The 20,751-nt window shown below is 49.7% G+C and carries 14 protein-coding genes and 1 pseudogene; 7 read left to right on the top strand and 8 right to left on the bottom strand.

Annotation, left to right across the window (positions count from 1 at the left end):
* Positions 1 to 32: 32 nt before the first annotated feature.
* Both cysI and cysJ read right to left on the bottom strand, forming a co-directional pair.
* Positions 33 to 1,745, bottom strand: a complete 1,713-nt coding sequence (gene cysI / locus A7589_RS14955) for an assimilatory sulfite reductase (NADPH) hemoprotein subunit (RefSeq protein WP_108188905.1) — start codon at positions 1,743 to 1,745, stop codon at positions 33 to 35.
* Positions 1,745 to 3,544, bottom strand: a complete 1,800-nt coding sequence (gene cysJ / locus A7589_RS14960; protein WP_000211338.1) for an NADPH-dependent assimilatory sulfite reductase flavoprotein subunit — start codon at positions 3,542 to 3,544, stop codon at positions 1,745 to 1,747. The genes cysI and cysJ overlap by 1 nt, the downstream gene beginning before the upstream one ends.
* 315 nt (positions 3,545 to 3,859) lie before the next feature.
* On the opposite strand from cysJ, the gene queD reads away from it, so the two are divergent.
* Together queD and A7589_RS14970 are read left to right on the top strand one after the other, a co-directional pair.
* A complete protein-coding gene (gene queD / locus A7589_RS14965) occupies positions 3,860 to 4,225 on the top strand; it encodes a 6-carboxytetrahydropterin synthase QueD (protein ID WP_016159619.1) in 366 nt (121 codons plus the stop codon).
* 70 nt (positions 4,226 to 4,295) lie between these two features.
* Positions 4,296 to 4,580: pseudogene (locus A7589_RS14970) on the top strand (FGGY-family carbohydrate kinase); the annotation flags it as partial.
* A gap of 1,146 nt (positions 4,581 to 5,726) precedes the next feature.
* Here the strand turns inward: A7589_RS14970 and queE are convergent.
* Positions 5,727 to 6,398: a 7-carboxy-7-deazaguanine synthase QueE gene (queE, locus tag A7589_RS14975; protein WP_001199968.1), complete on the bottom strand. Its 672-nt coding sequence runs from the start codon at positions 6,396 to 6,398 to the stop codon at positions 5,727 to 5,729.
* Positions 6,399 to 6,571: 173 nt separating this feature from the next.
* Between queE and A7589_RS14980 the strand changes: the two genes are divergently transcribed.
* Genes A7589_RS14980 through A7589_RS14995 form a run of 4 tightly spaced genes read left to right on the top strand, consistent with a single transcriptional unit; the run spans position 6,572 to position 10,128 of the window.
* Complete coding sequence (locus A7589_RS14980; protein ID WP_000490101.1) at positions 6,572 to 7,174, top strand: LemA family protein; 603 nt, start codon at positions 6,572 to 6,574, stop codon at positions 7,172 to 7,174.
* 13 nt (positions 7,175 to 7,187) lie between these two features.
* Positions 7,188 to 8,084, top strand: a complete 897-nt coding sequence (locus A7589_RS14985; RefSeq protein WP_001243481.1) for a TPM domain-containing protein — start codon at positions 7,188 to 7,190, stop codon at positions 8,082 to 8,084.
* Positions 8,085 to 8,098: 14 nt separating this feature from the next.
* Positions 8,099 to 9,247, top strand: a complete 1,149-nt coding sequence (locus A7589_RS14990) for a TPM domain-containing protein (protein ID WP_001217903.1) — start codon at positions 8,099 to 8,101, stop codon at positions 9,245 to 9,247.
* Positions 9,244 to 10,128, top strand: coding sequence for a TPM domain-containing protein (locus tag A7589_RS14995; protein WP_123058218.1), 885 nt, complete (start codon positions 9,244 to 9,246; stop codon positions 10,126 to 10,128). The genes A7589_RS14990 and A7589_RS14995 overlap by 4 nt, the downstream gene beginning before the upstream one ends.
* Before the next feature lie 59 nt (positions 10,129 to 10,187).
* Here the strand turns inward: A7589_RS14995 and eno are convergent, their stop codons facing one another.
* From eno to rlmD, 5 genes are all read right to left on the bottom strand, one after another.
* Positions 10,188 to 11,486 carry a phosphopyruvate hydratase gene (eno, locus tag A7589_RS15000; RefSeq protein WP_000036723.1) on the bottom strand — a complete coding sequence of 433 codons (1,299 nt, stop codon included), beginning with the start codon at positions 11,484 to 11,486 and terminating at the stop codon, positions 10,188 to 10,190.
* 87 nt (positions 11,487 to 11,573) lie between these two features.
* Positions 11,574 to 13,211, bottom strand: coding sequence for a glutamine hydrolyzing CTP synthase (gene pyrG / locus A7589_RS15005; protein ID WP_000210857.1), 1,638 nt, complete (start codon positions 13,209 to 13,211; stop codon positions 11,574 to 11,576).
* A 227-nt stretch (positions 13,212 to 13,438) separates the two neighbouring features.
* The gene (gene mazG, locus A7589_RS15010) at positions 13,439 to 14,230 is read right to left on the bottom strand and encodes a nucleoside triphosphate pyrophosphohydrolase (RefSeq protein ID WP_001071627.1); all 792 of its coding nucleotides are present in this window, start codon (positions 14,228 to 14,230) and stop codon (positions 13,439 to 13,441) included.
* 95 nt (positions 14,231 to 14,325) lie between these two features.
* On the bottom strand, positions 14,326 to 16,560 hold the full coding sequence (gene relA, locus A7589_RS15015; RefSeq protein ID WP_000226848.1) for a GTP diphosphokinase: 2,235 nt from the start codon (positions 16,558 to 16,560) through the stop codon (positions 14,326 to 14,328).
* Positions 16,561 to 16,607: 47 nt separating this feature from the next.
* Positions 16,608 to 17,909, bottom strand: a complete 1,302-nt coding sequence (gene rlmD, locus A7589_RS15020; protein WP_000046835.1) for a 23S rRNA (uracil(1939)-C(5))-methyltransferase RlmD — start codon at positions 17,907 to 17,909, stop codon at positions 16,608 to 16,610.
* A 56-nt stretch (positions 17,910 to 17,965) separates the two neighbouring features.
* On the opposite strand from rlmD, the gene barA reads away from it, so the two are divergent.
* Positions 17,966 to 20,722, top strand: coding sequence for a two-component sensor histidine kinase BarA (gene barA / locus A7589_RS15025; RefSeq protein WP_000186450.1), 2,757 nt, complete (start codon positions 17,966 to 17,968; stop codon positions 20,720 to 20,722).
* Positions 20,723 to 20,751: the final 29 nt, after the last annotated feature.

The raw sequence follows: 20,751 nt of genomic DNA on the forward strand, positions 1-20,751 counted from the left end.
CCCAAAAGGAGAGGGAATAGTCAGGAGATGCGTTAATCCCACAAATCACGCGCCGGATCGAGCACCGGGCGAATGATGCCCGCACGCACCGTAAAGTCGCCGAAGCCTTCACCCGCTTCGCGCTCTTTCGCCCAGCGCCCTATCAGTTCATCAAGCGACGCCAGGATTTCCGGCTCGGTGATGTTTTCTTTATACATCCGTGGGATACGTGTCCCAATGCGGTTGCCGCCAAGATGCAGGTTGTAGCGACCCGGCGCTTTACCCACCAGGCCCACTTCCGCCAGCATCGCGCGACCACAACCGTTCGGGCAGCCTGTTACACGCATCACGATATGCTCATCGCTGACGCCATGTTTCGCCATTAAATTATCGATGTTATCGATAAACGATGGCAGGAATCGCTCAGCTTCGGCCATCGCCAACGGACACGTTGGGAACGACACGCAGGCCATTGAGTTTTCACGCTGCGGCGTGACGGCATTCATCAACCCGCTCTCTTTGGCGATCTTCTCGATCTTCGCTTTCTCACTTTCCGGTACACCGGCGATGATCAGATTCTGGTTCGCCGTAATGCGGAAATCGCCTTTGTGGATCTTCGCGATCTCCAGCAAGCCGGTTTTCAGCGGACGCCCCGGATAATCGAGAATACGACCATTTTCGATAAACAGCGTCAGGTGCCATTTGTCGTCAATACCTTTAATCCAGCCGATGCGATCGCCGCGTCCGGTGAACTCATACGGACGGATCGGTTCGAACTTGATCCCCGCACGACGTTCCACTTCCGCTTTAAACGTCTCGACCCCCACACGTTCCAGCGTGTATTTGGTTTTGGCATTTTTACGATCGGTTCGATTACCCCAGTCACGCTGAGTCGTCACGACGGCTTCCGCCACCGCCAGCGTATGCTCCAGCGGCAGATAGCCAAACTCGCTCGCGGTGCGGGCGTAGGTTTTTTTGTTACCGTGTTCGATAGACAGCCCACCGCCCACCAGCAAATTGAAGCCTACCAGCTTGCCGTTCTCCGCTATTGCCACAAAGTTCATGTCATTGGCGTGCAGATCGATGTCGTTCTGCGGCGGGATCACTACCGTCGTTTTAAACTTACGCGGTAAATAGGTCTGACCGAGGATCGGTTCTTCATCAGTGGTGGCGACTTTCTCCTGATCGAGCCAAATCTCCGCATATGCACGAGTACGTGGCAGCAGGTACTCAGAAATTTTCTTCGCCCATTCATACGCTTCCGCGTGCAGCTGCGATTCAAACGGGTTCGAGGTGCAAAGCACGTTACGGTTCATGTCGTTGGCGGTTGCCAGCGCATCAAGCCCGACCGAGTGCAGCATCTGGTGTGCCGGCTTGACGTTCTTTTTCAGAATGCCGTGAAACTGGAACGTCTGGCGGTTGGTCAGACGAATGCTGCCGTAAATCGTGTTGTCTTCAGCAAATTTATCAATCGCCTGCCATTGTCTGGTGGTGATCACCCCACCAGGCAGACGGCAACGCAGCATCATCGCGTGACGCGGTTCCAGCTTCTGCTCGGCACGCTCAGCGCGGATATCGCGGTCATCCTGCTGATACATACCGTGGAAACGGATCAGCAGAAAGTTGTCGCCTTTAAAGCCGCCGGTCAGGCCGTCGTTTAAATCTTCAGCAATCGTGCCGCGCAGGTAGTTGCTCTCAAGCTTCATGCGCTCCGCGTCTGCCAGTTTACCTTCGACCACTAAAGGCCCTGGATGTTTTTCGCTCATTAGTAGACATCTCGCTGATAACGGCGCTCAACGCGCAGCTCACTTAAAAATTCATCCGCCGCTTCGGTGTCCATGCCACCAAATTCGGCAATCACTTCCAGAAGTGCCTGTTCAACGTCTTTCGCCATGCGATTGGCGTCGCCGCAGACATAAATGTGGGCACCGTCATTGATCCAGCGCCACAGCTCTGCACCCTGTTCGCGCAGTTTGTCTTGTACGTAAATTTTTTCTTTTTGATCGCGCGACCAGGCGAGATCAATACGCGTTAGCACGCCTTCTTTGACGTAACGCTGCCATTCCACCTGATAGAGGAAATCTTCCGTAAAATGCGGATTACCAAAGAACAGCCAGTTTTTACCCGGCGCTTCGTCGGCGGCACGCTGCTGCATAAAGGCGCGGAACGGCGCGATGCCCGTACCAGGGCCAATCATAATCACCGGAGTTTCGGGGTTAGCAGGCAAACGGAAGTTGTCGTTATGTTCGATAAACACCCGAACTTCGCCCTCTTCTTCCACGCGATCGGCGAGGAAGCTGGAGGCACCACCCGCACGGGCGCGGCCTTCCACGTCATAACGCACAACGCCGACGGTGATGTGCACTTCGCTCTCGACTTCCGCCTGCGATGAGGCGATGGAATACAGGCGCGGTGTCAGTGGGCGCAAAATACCGATGAATGCATCAGCGTCCAGTTGCGCCGGAGAGAAACGCAACATATCGACAATTGGCGTGGTTGCCGCGTAATGCTGCAACTTCGCTTTATCGCCCACCAGCGGCAGCAGCGTTTCACTGCGCGTTAAAGTGGCGTAGTTCTCAACAATATTCGCGGTGTTGACGGTCAGTTCGAAGTGCCACTGTAAGGCTTCTGCCAGCGGTAGCGTTTTGCCGTCAACGGTGACGGGTTCATCGCCTTTCAACCACAGCAGTTCAACAATCTCTTTTACCAGTGCTGGATCGTTCTGATACCAGACGCCCAGCGCGTCGCCCGGCTGATAGCGCAGGCCTGAATCACCTAAATCGATTTCGATATGGCGAACGTCTTTTTCAGAATTGCGTCCGGTAATTTTCTGATTAACCGAAAGGCTCGCCACCAGCGGCGCCTCTTTGCTATACGGGCTGGTGTGAATTTCATTTACCGCGCCAGTAGCGACGGATTGCGAAGGTGCCGCAACAGGTGCGCGGGACTTCAGAACATCAACCACGCGGGCGCGCCATTCGCTGGCGGCTGCCTGATATTCAACGTCAGCATCAACACGATCGAGCAGGCGTTCACCGCCCAGTTCCGCCAGCTTGCTGTCAAAATCTTTACCGGACTGGCAGAAAAACTCATAAGAGGTGTCACCAAGGCTAAACACGGCAAAAGCGGTATTTTCCAGCTTCGGCGCTTTTTTGGAGAACAGGAACTTATGCAGCGCGACGGCTTCTTCCGGCGGTTCCCCTTCCCCTTGTGTTGAAGTCACCACGATAAGCAGTTTTTCACTGGCGATTTGTTTGAATTTATAGTCGCCTGCGTTCACCAGCTTAACTTTCAGTTTTGCCGTTAATAAGTCGTCACGTAACGCTTCAGCGACCCGGCGAGCATTACCCGTTTGCGAAGCGGAGATGATAGTGATACCCGGCATTTCTGCGCCAGGCGCAGGTGTAGCTGTAAGTGTACCTGGCTGCTGGTTAAGTATTCCCCAGAAATAGCCGGATACCCACGCAAGCTGGGTAGGTGTCAAATCAGTAGTGGCTGCCTGGAGGCGAGCCAGTTGCTCCGGGTTCAGCGGAAGCAAAGCGGAAGGTGGGGCCTGTGTCGTCATTCGTCGTTATGTTCCAGTAAGCAAAGCTGTTTCTGCGCCCTGTCTGCGCCCATAAAACAAAAGAGAAGGTAAGGTTAACGGGGCGAACGGTGTGGATTAAAGACGGGATAGCGATAACTAATAACCAAATCGACTAACCTGTTTTAGCAATAGTCTTTAACAACAAAATAGATTTATTAACCCAATGAAAAATAAATAAATATTGAACATCATTAAGATAATTAGGCTATTTTGCGCAACAAACCCATTTTAGATAATGCGAAAAAACAGGCTTTCCGGTACTCTACGCCCGTTTTGTCGTCCTGTAGAGAAATTATGATGTCCACCACGTTATTTAAAGATTTCACCTTCGAAGCCGCTCACCGCTTACCACACGTCCCACAAGGGCATAAATGTGGTCGCCTTCACGGGCACTCTTTTATGGTGCGCCTGGAAATTACCGGGGAAGTCGATCCGCATACGGGCTGGATTATCGATTTCGCTGAACTGAAAGCGGCATTTAAACCAACCTATGATCGCCTCGATCACTATTATCTCAATGATATTCCAGGTCTGGAAAACCCGACCAGCGAGGTTTTAGCAAAATGGATTTGGGATCAGGTTAAACCGGTTGTTCCGCTGTTAAGTGCAGTTATGGTGAAAGAAACCTGCACCGCAGGTTGCATCTATCGCGGCGAATGATAAGAGTGTGTCGGCGGTCAATTTCCCTTAAGTAACGCTATGTTAGGGTGTTGCGCTCTGGATATGTGGGGCACGGCGTAACGCCATTAACGGCTGTGCAAGTTTGGGGGCGGCGATTAATACAGCAGTAGGTCTGGGTCTGTATCCGGATTACGCAACGGCGATCGACAAAATGGTTCGCGTGAAAGATATCTTTATGCCTGTTGAGTGCAATGCCAAACGCTACGACGCGATGAATAAAGGTATTTTCAAAGACCTAACCAAACACACCGATGTGATTTTGAAAAAATCGTATGAAGTGATGCATGGTGAACTGGGGAGTGCGGATTCGATCCAGAGCTGGTCGAATGAGTAAGTAAGGAAGACCGGGCGGGAAACTGCCCGGGCTGAACCCTACTGAAAGGTTTATCCCCGCTGACGCGGGGAACATAAGTTCGGCAACTTAAAAAATGAGAACAAGTCCGGTTTATCCCTGTTTTTACAAGGAATATTAACTGCAATCGATATCCTTAGAATAAAGGACAACGCGAATCGTACTTTATCAATTCTCACTTAAAGTATGAACTGAATATCTTTACCCATAAGAACTATTTATCAATAGTGCATAAAATGGGTTATGCAAAACTACTAATTAACCTCAAAAAACAACCGCAAATTATACTGATTCATTCCTTAATCAATGAACAATAAGTTCAAAAATCAAACTCTTCTTTAGTTTTATTCTGAAAAATTAATTAATAGCCGGATATATTGCTGAAAATGAAACAAGATAGTAGAAGGTTTTAATAGTTTAAGTAATTATACAAATGCCAGTTTAATTAAAATTGAGTTTTTTGTGTTGATAAGTGTGAAATTCTCGGGGGTAGAGAGTTATTTTGAACTACCTGGATATGTTGTTTATTGCTGATACAGGGAACGAAAAATAATATGGGAAATAGAGGACGGGTGATGCGGTTTATCCCCGCTGGCGCGGGGAACTCTCTGCCAGCGTATCGCGGCGGGCGATCTGCCCCGGTTTATCCCCGCTGACGCGGGGAACTCTAACAATCCACTCAGGGTGCCGTTGTGCAAAGCGGTTTATCCCCGCTGACGCGGGGAACTCTTGAGTTCATGATGCTCATGTTTTTCGGCCTCCGGTTTATCCCCGCTGACGCGGGGAACTCTCTAAACATAACCTATTATTAATTAATGATTTTTTAAGCCAGTCACAATCTACCAACTTTACAGGATCACACAAACAACACATCTACTATGTTAAAGAGCACTTAATCCATTGACTGAAAAGGTAAATATTTAAAATAAATCTATAAAAACTAAAATCTACCAAACTTCACCGCAATAATTTTCACTCCAGCGAAAAATTAACGCCACAGCATTTGTAGAGAATGGTAATGATTAGTCCAGGATGGGCAAAATGGAGTAGTTTCAGAGGCGACAAAGAATATAAATGAGTGGAGTTATTTACAGGTTCCACTCATTTTCAACGCTTATAAATGTTTAATCAGGCAATATTCAAATATTTATGCGTTTGCATCGACAAACGCCAGTTCCGCGCAATGCAGGTTTCAATACACAAACGCGTGGCATCATCCTTCTGGCTAATCGGCTGAAGGGCAATTACTCGCGGTTTATCATCGGTCAGCGTCGCCAACAATTCATCCAGTGCTTCAATATCCCGTACGCGCCCAACAGGATGTTTAATTTCATTGGCTCGTTCCAGTGCCTGAGACAACACTTCATAACCGCCACGCATATTTATTTTTGGCGACACGGTAACCCAGGTATTCGGTGTGCAACGCACTTCATGAGTGCCGCTGGTTTCGATCTGGCAGCTAAAACCATTCTTTTCGAGCAGGTCGGTCAATGGCAGCAAATCATGAATACAAGGCTCACCACCAGTAATCACCACGTGACGCGCGGTGTATCCCTGACGACCGATGACTGCGAGCAAGTCTTCACTGCTCGCTGCCCCCCACTTATCACTCTCTTTGGTTTTCGCCAAAATGCTGAAAAGAGAAACTTCCCGATCCTCAAGTTTTTCCCACGTGTGTTTGGTATCACACCAGGCACAGCCGACCGGGCATCCCTGTAAACGAATAAAAATGGCGGGGACGCCGGTAAAGTAACCCTCACCTTGCAGGGTCTGGAACATCTCGTTAATCGGGTACTGCATAGCATTCTCTGTAAAGTGGATAATTGTTAATTATTGCAGATCCTACCGCAATATTCATGCTTTATTAACATTCTGTTACATGCGGGTTTAAGATAAAAAAGTGAATCAGATCATTAAGGAAATAATGAAACGACGTATTATGTCCTGGGGTATTAAACTAAAGGGATTTAAACATGTTCAGAACATTCATCGTAATTATATTTATTTTCAATTTATCAGGTTGTGGATATAACGATATTCAAACTTATGACGAGCAGGTTAATTCATCCTGGTCAGAAGTTCTGAATCAGTATCAACGCCGCGCCGACCTTATTCCTAATCTCGTCGCCAGTATTAAAGGTTATTCCAGCCATGAAAAAGAAGTGTTGGAAGCCGTAACATTGGCGCGTAGCCAGGCTAATCGCGCCAGCAGCGATCTTCAGCAAGCTCCGGGAGATGCGCAAAAATTACAAGCCTGGCAGCAAGCTCAGTCGCAGCTGACACGTACACTCGGCCAGCTAACGATTATTAGTGAGCGTTATCCTGAATTAAAGGCTCAGGAACTCTATCAAAATTTGATGGTACAACTTGAAGGAAGTGAAAACCGAATTACCGTTGCGCGAGGAAGATATATTAAAGCCATTGAACAATATAATGTTACCATCCGCAAATTTCCCGCAGTATTAACCGCAAAGGTAATGGATTACACACCGAAGAAAAATTATTTGCCAGATGATGTCGCCGCAGTAAGTAAAGCCCCAACAATAGATTTTAGCCAGAATACTCATGCTCATTAAGCGGAGAAGCCCTATGCGAAATTTTATCTTTCTTATGGCTTTCTTCTGTTCATCTGCGTTTGCCACGCAAATTCCAGTACCTGAAATACCCAAGTATGTAAATGATTTAACTGACACATTGACGAACAACGAAGTAAACACCCTGACCAACCAGATTAAAGCCCTGACGCAAAAAAATCAGGCGCAGCTGGTCGTGTTAGTGGTTGAAACAACAGGCGATGAAACCATCGAACAGTACGCAACGCGGGTATTCGATAGCTGGAAGCCAGGTGATAAAGACCGCGATGATGGCATTCTGCTGTTAGTCGCCTGGCAGGATCATACCGTGCGTATTGAAATCGGTTACGGGCTGGAAGGCGTTATTACGGATGCACAGTCCGGACAAATTATTCGCAACAGTATTATTCCAGCATTTAAAAATGGCGACCTGGCTGGCGGTTTGCAAGAGGGAATCAGCGATATTGAAAGTCGTCTGACAGAGGATAATTTAGCAACGATAACACCGACCGATCACCCTTTACCCTTTAGCGGTTGGTGGGCTTTGTTGGCCTGGGCGATAGTACTGACCTTTATTTCCGCCAGGGGATATATCAAAACGCTGGGATTGATTTGCTTCGCAGCTGTTGTACTAGCCTTTGTTTTACCTATTGCCGGTTTCAGCGGAAGCTGGGGAGTGCTCGCAACATTACTCTGCTTCGCCACACCATTTCTGGCTGTCGCCATCGCCTTTACCCCTTTCGGCAGAAAAGTGCGTGATTCAATGCGTAATGCCAACCAGCCATCACGTCATACCAGAAGCAATTCTAACTACAGAGATTCGTCGTCATCATCATCCTCTTCTTTCGACAATGACAATTTCAGCGGTGGCGGCGGTTCATCTGGTGGCGGTGGCGCTTCCGGGCGCTGGTAACGAAAGGAATTGCTATGCGTATTTTTATCCTGATTCTGGCGCTATTCGTTTTTCCTGTATTCGCTGAACAAGTGCCATATGTAACGGACTTGACCGGGACGTTAACGTCAGAAGAACAAATTGCTTTAACTCAACAATTACAGACTCTCGAGCAGCAAAACCACTTCCAGGTGGCTGTGTTGGTTGTGCCGACCACAGGGGGCAAAAACATTAAACTTGCAGCCTCGCAGAGCTACGGGGTATATCACTGGAAACCCGTTGGAGAGAAGCGGTACGGCGAAGGTATCTTAATTCTCGTCGTTTGGCCGGAAGGGCGGGCGTCAATGAAGATTGGACATGGACTGGAAGAAATGTTGCCACCAGAACAAGCTTCGCAAATTGTTCGTTACCGTATGCAATCAGAGTTTGAAAAAAACAATCTCTTCGCCGGGTTAACGCAGGGAGTTGAAGGCATAGCTCTGTTTACCCATACCAAAGCGAACCTTAGTCCACTGGATGCTTTAGCCAATCATCTGTTTGCTAATCCGCAACGCTCACTGCCATGTCTTGCCTGGACATTGCTGATGATCGCCATTATTGCCGCCGTCTGGCGCTTCATCGATAATCCCGGACCTGTAATATGGCTTATTTCACTGGCAACCCCCGTCGTTTGGTTTTGCTTCTTTCGTGATGATGTCATCATTCGGCGAATATCTTTCGTATGCATAAGTTTATTGTTTACTGCCAAATGCTGGCGGCGCCTGATGGTGTTTTTTCATATGAACCGCGCATTCTCCATGATGCTGGCACCAAAGAATAAAAACACCAAAGCAATAAAACAAAATACGCCTCTGCAACATCCTAAGTCAGGACGAAATTCATTGTTTGTCGTGCTGCTGATAATTGTTGTGGGATGGTGCCTGGTTTTCGCCAGTAATAAAGATATGGCATTGATATCAACAATTATCGGGCTGACTGATTATTTTATCGGGCCAATAACCATTGCTGGCATCGTTCTGCTGATCATTGTGGCTATATTTACTGGCAATCTTAAACTGGGTTCCAGTGCAAAAAATAACAAAAAAACGGGGAGTCGTGCTGCTCATTCTCGCTCTTCGTCGAGAAATTCTTTTCGTGGCGGGGGCGGATCTTCAGGAGGCGGCGGTTCATCCGGACGCAGGTGATCAATATGCGCTTAATCTTTTTTCTACTCATATTGTGGTGCGTTCCTGTGTTTGCCCAGCAAATTGCTGTACCGGAACTACACCAACAGGTGACCGATCTTACTGATACATTAAGTTCACCTGAGCAACAATCTCTGACACTGCAGTTACAGAAGATTGCACAGAATACGCGGGCGCAGGTCGCTATATTAGTGGTGCCATCCACTGGTGAAGATACCATTGAACAATATGCAACACGCGTTTTTGATAGCTGGAAGTTGGGCGATGTACAGCGTAACGATGGTATTTTACTCCTGGTCGCCTGGGAAGATCATACCGTCCGTATTGAAGTTGGCTATGGACTGGAGGGCGTTGTTACCGACCTGCAAGCGGCAAAGATTATCAGTGATATATTGATCCCCGCGTTCAAAAACGATGATCTTATGGGAGGGTTAACACTGGCCAGCGAAAATATCGGCGCGCTTCTGTTGAATGGTGAATTGCCAGAAAGCAGCGGAAATCATTACAGTATCAAAACTCCAATTCCATTATCGATTGCTGTCATTATTTTACTGGCTGTACTTTCGTATTTTATTATTTTTACCGATCCATCAAATCTACCGTGGATTGCCCTCACTGCCGCAATTTACGGGATGGTATTCCTCTATGTTGCCGAGCCAGGACCATGGACGAATTTAATCGTTGCCTGCGGTATGTTAACGCCTTTTGCGATCGTACCGCTGCTTATCTTCTGGCTTCTGGTGAATAAAAAGTTACGCGCCAAATACAAGAAGCTCGGTAAAGAAAGAGCTTCAAGAAAAGGTTCTTCTTCATCCTCTTCCGGTGGAGGTTCAAGTGGCGGCGGATTTAGCGGAGGTGGCGGCGCGTCCGGCCGCTGGTAACTCAACCATAAAAAATGCCAGCCCGGAGGCTGGCATTTTTAAATCAGATAAAGTCAGACTTATGCCTGGCCTTTGATCTCTTTACGACCGTTGTACGGTGCTTTTTCGCCCAGAGCTTCTTCAATACGAATCAGCTGGTTGTATTTAGCAACACGGTCAGAACGGCTCATAGAACCGGTTTTGATCTGGCCTGCAGCAGTACCAACAGCCAGGTCAGCGATGGTAGCGTCTTCAGTTTCGCCAGAACGGTGAGAGATTACTGCAGTGTAGCCAGCGTCTTTCGCCATCTTGATTGCAGCCAGAGTTTCGGTCAGAGAACCGATCTGGTTGAATTTGATCAGGATGGAGTTAGCGATACCTTTTTCGATACCTTCTTTCAGGATCTTGGTGTTGGTTACGAACAGGTCGTCACCAACCAGCTGGATTTTGTCGCCCAGAACTTTGGTCTGGTATGCGAAACCGTCCCAGTCAGATTCGTCCAGACCGTCTTCGATAGAAACGATCGGGTACTGTTTGGTCAGTTCTTCCAGGAAGTGAGTAAATTCTTCAGAGGTGAACGCTTTGTTGCCTTCGCCAGCCAGAACGTATTTACCGTCTTTGTAGAATTCAGAAGCTGCGCAGTCCATCGCCAGAGTGATGTCTTTGCCCAGTTCATAACCAGCAGCTTTAACAGCTTCAGCGATTACAGCCAGAGCTTCAGCGTTGGAACCCAGGTTCGGCGCATAGCCACCTTCGTCACCAACAGCAGTGTTCATGCCTTTCGCTTTCAGAACTTTTGCCAGGTGATGGAAAACTTCAGAACCCATGCGGATGGCTTCTTTCACAGTTTTCGCGCCAACCGGCTGAATCATGAATTCCTGGATATCGACGTTGTTGTCAGCGTGCTCACCACCGTTGATGATGTTCATCATCGGAACCGGCATGGAGTATTTGCCCGGAGTACCGTTCAGTTCAGCAATGTGCTCGTACAGCGGCATACCTTTAGCAGCTGCAGCAGCTTTGGCGTTAGCCAGAGATACAGCCAGGATTGCGTTCGCGCCGAATTTGGATTTGTTTTCGGTGCCGTCCAGGTCGATCATGATCTTGTCAATGCCAGCCTGATCTTTGGCATCTTTGCCAATCAGCGCCTGAGCGATCGGGCCGTTAACCGCAGCAACAGCTTTGGTTACGCCTTTGCCCAGGAAACGGGATTTGTCGCCATCGCGCAGTTCCAGTGCTTCACGGGAACCAGTAGAAGCACCTGACGGAGCAGCTGCCATACCGACGAAACCACCCTCCAGGTGTACTTCGGCTTCAACAGTCGGGTTACCACGGGAGTCGATGATTTCACGACCGATGATTTTTACGATTTTGGACATTAGGGTTTCCTCAAGTCACTAGTTAAACTAAAACTCCAGACAAACAACGCGTACCCTGGGTACGCGTTGCCGTTCTAACTTTTTTACTTACTTCGCCTGACGTTTCTGGAACTCGCTGGCGGCTTTCACAAAGCCGGCAAACAGCGGGTGACCATCACGTGGAGTAGAAGTAAACTCCGGATGGAACTGACAAGCCACGAACCACGGGTGATTCGGAACTTCGATGATCTCGACCAACTGATCATCCCCGGAACGGCCCGCAACGCGCAGACCTGCATCTTCAATCTGTTTCAACAGCATGTTGTTGACTTCGTAACGGTGACGATGACGCTCAACAATTGTCGGCGCATTGTACAGTTGGCGAACCAGGCTATCGTCAACCAACTGGCACTGCTGTGCGCCGAGACGCATGGTGCCGCCGAGATCGCTCTTCTCGCTACGAACTTCAACGTTGCCGTTTTCATCGCGCCACTCGGTAATCAGCGCCACAACCGGGTACTTACAGTCTGGCACAAATTCCGTAGAGTTGGCGTTCTCCATATTGGCAACATGGCGAGCGTAATCAATTAACGCCACCTGCATACCCAGGCAAATGCCCAGATAAGGAATATTGTTCTCACGCGCAAAGCGCGCGGTAGTAATCATGCCTTCTACGCCACGATAGCCGAAACCGCCAGGTACGAGGATCGCGTCCAGACCTTTAAGGATTTCAACACCGCGCGTTTCAACATCTTGTGAATCGATCAGTTTGATGTTGACGCTGACACGATTTTTCAGCCCGCCGTGTTTCAGTGCTTCAATCACGGATTTATAAGCGTCCGGCAGTTCGATGTACTTACCGACCATACCGATGGTGACTTCACTCACCGGATTCGCTTCTTCAAAGATAACCTGTTCCCATTCGGACAGATCCGCTTCCGGGCAGTTCAAGCTGAATCGTTTACAAATATAATCGTCCAGCCCCTGAGATTTCAACAGGCCCGGAATTTTATAGATGGAATCGACGTCTTTCAGAGAAATAACCGCTTTTTCCGGAACATTACAGAACAATGCAATCTTCGCACGTTCGTTTGCCGGTACGGCGCGATCTGAACGACAAATCAGGATGTCAGGCTGGATACCGATAGAGAGCAGCTCTTTTACAGAGTGCTGAGTCGGTTTGGTTTTGACTTCACCAGACGCTGCCATGTACGGCACCAGTGTCAGGTGCATAAACAGAGTATGTTCGCGGCCAATTTCAACAGCCAACTGGCGAATCGCTTCGAGGAACGGCAGGGATTCAATATCACCTACAGTACCGCCGATTTCTACCAGAACCACGTCGTGGCCTTCGCCACCAGCAAGAACGCGTTCTTTGATAGCGTTAGTAATGTGCGGGATAACCTGTACGGTTGCGCCCAGATAGTCGCCACGGCGTTCTTTACGCAGAACGTCAGAGTAGATACGACCCGTGGTAAAGTTGTTACGGCGGCTCATTTTGGTACGAATGAAACGCTCGTAGTGCCCCAGGTCCAGGTCGGTTTCAGCGCCGTCTTCAGTAACGAACACTTCCCCGTGTTGGATTGGGCTCATAGTACCTGGATCGACGTTGATGTACGGATCCAGTTTCATGATGGTCACATTGAGGCCACGGGCTTCAAGAATGGCTGCGAGGGAGGCTGCGGCAATGCCTTTACCCAGAGAGGATACGACCCCGCCGGTCACAAAAATATAGTTCGTTGTCATGCTGAACCTGAGAAGTTAGGTTGAAAAGACGATGGAATAACCAGGACGGGAAAGCAGTATACCCGAACATGACCTGTGCCACAAACTTTCATTATCCCTCCTCTTCGCCAGCGCACTATTGAAATCAGGAGTGAGAAAATAGCCCCTTTGGGGTAAATGTTTTTGACGCAAATCAATCGCTTGTCATTTAAAAAATGACACAAATCGCGCTTGACCGCGTAATTCCCTTAGAGATCAATTTCCTGCCGTTTTACTTGTTGCCAGACTTCTTCCATTGTTTCGAGGTCAACACCTGTCATTTCCAGTCCACGCGCGGCAACAATACGCTCCACTTCGCGAAAACGACGCTCGAATTTTTCGTTGGCTTTTTGCAATGCAATTTCCGCTTTTGTCCCTAAATGGCGAGCCAGATTGACCGTGGCAAACAACAGGTCACCCATTTCCTCCTCCAGTTTAGCCTGGTCGACAACAGCCTGCCGCGCCTCGTACATCACCTCGTCGATCTCTTCATAGACTTTATCGACTACCGGGCCAAGCGTCGTCCAGTCAAAGCCAACGTTGGCGCACCGTTTCTGAATTTTTTGCGCACGCATTAAGGCCGGTAAACTACGAGGAATATCGTCTAGCGCCGAATGCTGCGCTTTCTGCGCGCGTTCTTCGGTTTTGATTTGTTCCCAACGGACGAGCACTTCACTGCTGTTTTCGGCAGAACTGTCAGCAAAAACATGTGGATGTCGACGCTCTAATTTATCGCTGATTGCAGCGCAAATATCATTAAAGTCAAAGCGCCCTTCTTCCTGAGCCATTTGCGCGTAAAACACCACCTGGAACAATAGATCGCCAAGTTCACCGCGCAGATCGTCAAAGTCTTCGCGGGCAATGGCATCCAGCACTTCGTAGGTTTCTTCAAGGGTATAAGGTGCAATAGAGGCGAAAGTCTGCTCTTTATCCCACGGGCAGCCGTTTTCCGGGTCGCGAAGACGCTGCATAATAGTGAGCAAACGGTCGATTTGATTCATTGGAATGTCCTGAAAATTGCGGGTCTGTCAGGTGTAATACCTTCGAGTAAAAGATATCGTTGGATACGGCTGACGCCATATCCAGCTATGTAAGATTAATTCCCGTGCAACCGACGCGCATCGATAACATCCGGCACCTGATTGAGTTTACCCAGCACGCGCCCCAGCACCTGCAAGTTGTAAATTTCAATGGTCATGTCGATGGTCGCCAGTTGCTGTTTGGTATCGCTACGGCTGGCAACGCCAAGCACGTTCACCTTCTCGTTGGCGAGAATGGTCGTGATATCACGTAACAACCCGCTACGATCATTCGCCAGAACGCGAACCACCAGCGAATATCCGGCGGAGTAGCTCTCGCCCCATACAGCGTCAACAATGCGTTCCGGCGCATGGGAGCGCAGTTCCGCCAGTTGTTCACAATCGGCGCGGTGTACTGAAATACCACGTCCCTGGGTAATGAAGCCGACAATCTCATCACCAGGAATCGGCTGGCAGCAGCGCGCGATATGGTGCATCAGGTTGCCGACACCTTCGACTACCACGCGACCGTTATCTTTACTGCGGTTTTGCGGTGTGTAGCTTTTTTGCTGAAGCTGCTTCAGCGCGGCGGCGTCCTGCTCTTCGGCACTCGGCTTATTAAATTGCGATTGCAGGAAGTTGACCATCTGATTGAGACGGATATCCCCGCCACCAATCGCCGCCAACAACTCGTCGACATCATTGAAGTTGTAACGCGGCAGCAGATGTTTTTCTGCTTCTTTCAGGCTGATCCCCAGATGTTCCAGCTCGTCGTCAAGGATTTGCCGTCCTGCCAGAATGTTTTTGTCACGATCCTGTTTACGGAACCAGGCGTGAATTTTCGAACGCCCACGGCTGGTTGTGACGTAACCGAGGTTTGGGTTTAACCAGTCACGGCTGGGGTTCGGCTGTTTCTGGGTGATAATTTCGATCTGGTCGCCCATCTGCAACTGGTAGGTGAACGGTACGATGCGCCCGCCAATTTTTGCCCCGATGCAGCGGTGCCCGACATCACTGTGGATGTGGTACGCGAAGTCCAGCGGCGTTGATCCCGCAGGTAAATCAACCACATCACCTTTCGGCGTAAAGACGTACACCCGGTCGTCAAAGACCTGGCTGCGTACTTCATCGAGCATTTCGCCGGAATCAGCCATCTCTTCCTGCCACGCAATCAGTTTACGCAGCCAGGCAATCCGGTCTTCATGTCCCGAACGCGCGCCGCCAGCAGCCGCGCCCTCTTTATATTTCCAGTGCGCAGCAACACCCAGTTCTGCATCTTCATGCATCTGTTTGGTGCGGATTTGGATCTCAACGGTTTTACCGCCCGGCCCCAGCACCACGGTATGAATAGACTGGTAGCCGTTTGGTTTCGGGTTAGCGACGTAATCGTCGAACTCATCCGGCAGGTGGCGATAGTGAGTGTGCACTATCCCCAGTGCAGCATAGCAGTCCTGTAAACGCTCGGCGACGATACGTACTGCACGGACATCAAACAGCTCGTCAAAGGCAAGGTTCTTTTTCTGCATTTTGCGCCAGATGCTGTAGATGTGTTTCGGGCGACCATAGACTTCAGCTTTAACGCCTTCAGCTTTCATCTCAGCGCGCAGATGCCCGACAAACTCTTCAATGTAGTGTTCGCGGTCGAGACGGCGCTCATGCAGCAGTTTTGCAATGCGTTTGTATTCGGTCGGGTGGAGATAACGGAAGCAGTAATCTTCCAGTTCCCATTTCAGTTGCCCGATCCCGAGACGGTTCGCCAGCGGCGCATAGATATTGGTGCACTCTTTTGCTGCCAGTACGCGTTCATCTTCCGGCGCGTCTTTCACTTCGCGCAGATGAGCAATACGCTCAGCCAGTTTGATGACCACACAGCGGAAATCATCGACCATCGCCAATAACATCCGGCGAACGTTATCGACCTGTTCAGAGGAAACAGAATCGGTGTGCGTCGCTTTCAGCTGGCGGATCGCCGCCATATCTCGCACGCCGTGAATAAGGTTGACGACCGACTTACCGACGCTCTCACGCAGCACATCTTCGCTGACTACGTTGGCATCCGCCAGAGGGAACAGCAGCGCCGCCCGCAGCGTGTCAATGTCCATACTTAATGTCGAGAGGATCTCCACCATCTCAACACCACGCCACAATAGCAGACTGGCATCCGGATGCCCCTGCGTCTGCTGCAGACAATACGCCCAGGTTTCGGCTAAGCACTCACACGACTTCTGGCTGGTAATACCCAGACTTGCGATCCATTTTTGCGGATCAAATTCACCAGCCTTATTGATATGTGCACTTCTTACCGCAACCATCGTCCTCTCCTTTAGGGACCAGACCTGCCGAAATCAGCAAATCGTAACTATTTTACGCGCGAGAAAAGTACCATCGATTCCAGATGCCCCGTGTGTGGGAACATATCCAGCATCGCCAGTCGCGCAATGGTATATCCTGCTTTTAATAACGCTTCGCTATCCCGAGCCAGCGTTGCAGGGTTACAGGATACATAAACTATACGAATGGGTTCCAGTTTTATAATTTGTTGCATAACACCTGCGGCACCTGCTCGCGCTGGGTCCAGCAACACTTTATCGAAGCCGCTTTTCGCCCACGGCTGCTTTGTGACATCTTCTTCAAGATTTTCGTGATAAAACGTCACATTTTGTAAGCCATTAAGACGCGCATTCTGCTGGCCTTTTTCCACCAGTGCCGGAACACCTTCTACACCCACTACGTTTGCCGCACGAGTGGCTAACGGCAGCGTAAAATTGCCCATGCCGCAGAACAGATCCAGCACGCGCTCGTCAGGTTGCACATCCAGCCACTCCAGCGCGCGCGCCACCATTTTCTGGTTCACGCCCGCGTTGACCTGAATAAAATCACGCGGGCTAAAAGTTAAGCGCAACCCGTTTGAGTCATACCAGGGCATCTCACCAGAGACCGTTTCGAGTATCTCACTATCGGGGGCGAGATACAGATCCAGGCCTTCAGAATGCGAAAAGCATTCCAGTTTTTCGCGATCTGCCGAACTTAGCGGTGCGGTATGGCGCAAAATCATCAGCGTGCCGCTGGTTGCCTGCACCAGTTCAACATGCCCAAGGTGGCGCATTCCCTGTAAGCTCGTCAGACATGCTCTGACTTTGGGCAGCAATGCTTCAAGTTGGGGCACTAAAACAGGGCATTGTTTAACATCAACAATGTCACTGGAACCCGCTTTGCGAAATCCCATCTGGAGCTGTTGTGTTTTCGGCTGAAAGTTCAGACTTAAACGCGCACGGCGCCGATAGCCCCAGGGGACGTCGGCGATCACTTCAGAGACGTCGTGTTTCATTAACCGGGCGAGCGCCGCACTTTTGCTGCGCTGCTGTAAATCCACGCTGGCGTGTTGTTGCTGACAGCCACCGCATACGCCAAAATGAGGGCAGCGTGGCGTTTCGCGTTCCGGGCTGTCGCTTAACCGCCGTACGACTTTAGCGCGGGCATACTGTTTTTTATCTTCAGTAACAGTCACTTCCGCGTTTTCCTGCGGTAATACTCCGGGGATAAATAACGTTTTGCCGTTATGTCGCGCCACGCCCTGACCAAAAGAGTCGAGGTCGTTGACTGAAACGGTTATGATCTGACGCGTCGTCGTGCGTCGTTTTGCAGAGTAGAATTGCGCCATTGGCGAGACTTTCTCAATTTAACAGTGTGACCTTAATTGTCCCATAACGGAACTCCATGACCAACTACAGCCTGCGCGCACGCATGATGATTCTGATCCTGGCACCGACCGTCCTTATTGGTTTATTGCTGAGTATCTTTTTCGTCGTACACCGCTATAACGACTTGCAGCGTCAACTGGAAGATGCCGGTGCCAGCATTATTGAGCCACTTGCCGTTTCTACTGAATATGGCATGAGCCTGCAAAATCGCGAATCTATCGGTCAGTTAATAAGCGTACTGCATCGTCGCCATTCCGATATTGTTCGCGCGATTTCGGTTTATGATGAAAATAACCGACTTTTTGTCACCTCCAATTTTCATCTTGATCCTTCATCAATGCAGCTCGGCAGCAACGTGCCGTTTCCTCGCCAGCTCACTGTCACACGTGACGGCGATATTATGATCCTGCGCACACCGATTATTTCCGAGAGTTATTCCCCCGACGAATCGCCCAGTAGCGATGCCAAAAATAGCCAGAATATGCTGGGATATATTGCGCTTGAGCTGGATCTCAAATCAGTTCGCTTGCAGCAATATAAAGAGATCTTTATTTCCAGCGTGATGATGCTGTTTTGTATCGGTATTGCGCTTATTTTTGGCTGGCGCTTAATGCGCGATGTAACCGGCCCAATTCGTAACATGGTAAATACCGTCGACCGCATCCGTCGTGGGCAACTCGACAGCCGGGTGGAAGGATTTATGCTCGGCGAACTAGATATGCTGAAAAACGGTATCAACTCGATGGCAATGTCGCTGGCAGCTTATCACGAAGAGATGCAGCACAATATCGACCAGGCGACCTCCGATCTGCGGGAAACGCTGGAGCAGATGGAAATTCAGAACGTTGAGTTGGATCTGGCGAAAAAGCGCGCCCAGGAAGCGGCGCGTATTAAGTCCGAGTTTCTGGCAAATATGTCACACGAGCTGCGTACACCGCTGAATGGCGTTATTGGCTTTACCCGCCTGACGCTGAAAACAGAATTAACGCCAACGCAACGCGATCACCTGAATACCATTGAACGTTCGGCAAATAATTTGCTGGCAATTATTAATGATGTTCTCGACTTCTCGAAACTGGAAGCAGGTAAGCTGATTCTGGAAAGTATTCCATTCCCACTACGCAGCACGCTGGATGAAGTCGTTACTCTGCTGGCACATTCTTCTCACGATAAAGGGTTGGAACTGACGCTCAATATTAAAAGCGACGTGCCTGATAACGTGATCGGCGACCCACTGCGATTACAGCAAATCATCACTAACCTGGTGGGGAATGCAATTAAATTCACCGAGAATGGCAACATTGATATTCTGGTAGAAAAACGTGCGCTGAGTAATACCAAAGTGCAGATTGAAGTGCAGATTCGGGATACCGGCATTGGTATTCCTGAACGCGATCAATCGCGCTTATTCCAGGCCTTCCGACAGGCTGATGCCAGTATTTCCCGCCGTCATGGTGGCACCGGGCTGGGGCTGGTGATTACACAAAAACTGGTTAATGAAATGGGCGGCGATATTTCGTTCCATAGCCAGCCGAATCGCGGTTCAACTTTCTGGTTCCATATTAATCTTGATCTGAACCCGAATATTATCATCGAAGGGCCATCCACCCAGTGCCTCGCCGGTAAGCGTCTGGCCTATGTCGAACCGAACTCCGCAGCAGCGCAATGTACGCTGGATATTTTAAGTGAAACACCGCTGGAAGTGGTTTATAGCCCAACGTTCTCCGCGCTGCCTCCCGCGCATTACGACATGATGTTGTTAGGCATCGCGGTGACCTTCCGCGAGCCGTTAACAATGCAACATGAGCGATTAGCGAAAGCGGTATCGATGACCGATTTCCTGATGCTGGCACTTCCTTGCCATGCACAAGTCAATGCAGAAAAACTCAAGCAAGATGGTATCGGCGCGTGTCTGCTGAAACCATTAACACCTACGCGCCTGTTGCCTGCCCTGACGGAATTTTGTCATCACAAACAAAACACGCTTTTGCCTGTAACCGATGAAAGTAAGCTGGCAATGACAGTCATGGCGGTTGATGACAACCCCGCTAACCTGAAACTTATCGGCGCATTGCTGGAAGATATGGTGCAACATGTGGAACTTTGCGATAGCGGGCATCAGGCGGTTGAACGGGCGAAACAGATGCCGTTCGATTTGATCTTAATGGATATTCAAATGCCGGACATGGATGGCATTCGGGCCTGCGAGCTCATCCACCAGCTCCCCCATCAGCAACAAACGCCGGTTATCGCGGTAACGGCGCATGCAATGGCCGGGCAAAAAGAGAAGCTGCTTGGCGCAGGGATGAGCGATTATCTGGCGAAACCGATTGAAGAAGAGCGATTGCATAATTTGTTGTTGCGCTACAAGCCTGGCAGCGGTATTTCGTCTCGCGTCGTGACGCCCGAAGTCAACGAAATTGTGGTGAACCCGAATGCGACCCTCGACTGGCAACTGGCACTACGCCAGGCAGCAGGAAAAACCGATCTGGCGCGCGATATGCTGCAAATGTTGCTCGATTTCCTGCCAGAAGTTCGCAACAAAGTTGAGGAACAACTGGTTGGAGAAAACCCAGAAGGCCTGGTTGATTTGATTCATAAACTGCATGGCAGTTGCGGCTATAGCGGCGTACCACGTATGAAGAATCTCTGCCAGCTCATCGAACAACAGCTACGCAGCGGTACTAAAGAAGAAGATCTGGAGCCGGAGCTACTGGAACTGTTAGACGAGATGGATAATGTGGCGCGCGAAGCCAGCAAAATTCTCGGATGATTAATATTTTATCAATCAAAAACCGGCTT

Source organism: Escherichia sp. MOD1-EC6475, from assembly GCF_003046645.1.
GTDB classification, from domain to species: domain Bacteria; phylum Pseudomonadota; class Gammaproteobacteria; order Enterobacterales; family Enterobacteriaceae; genus Escherichia; species Escherichia ruysiae.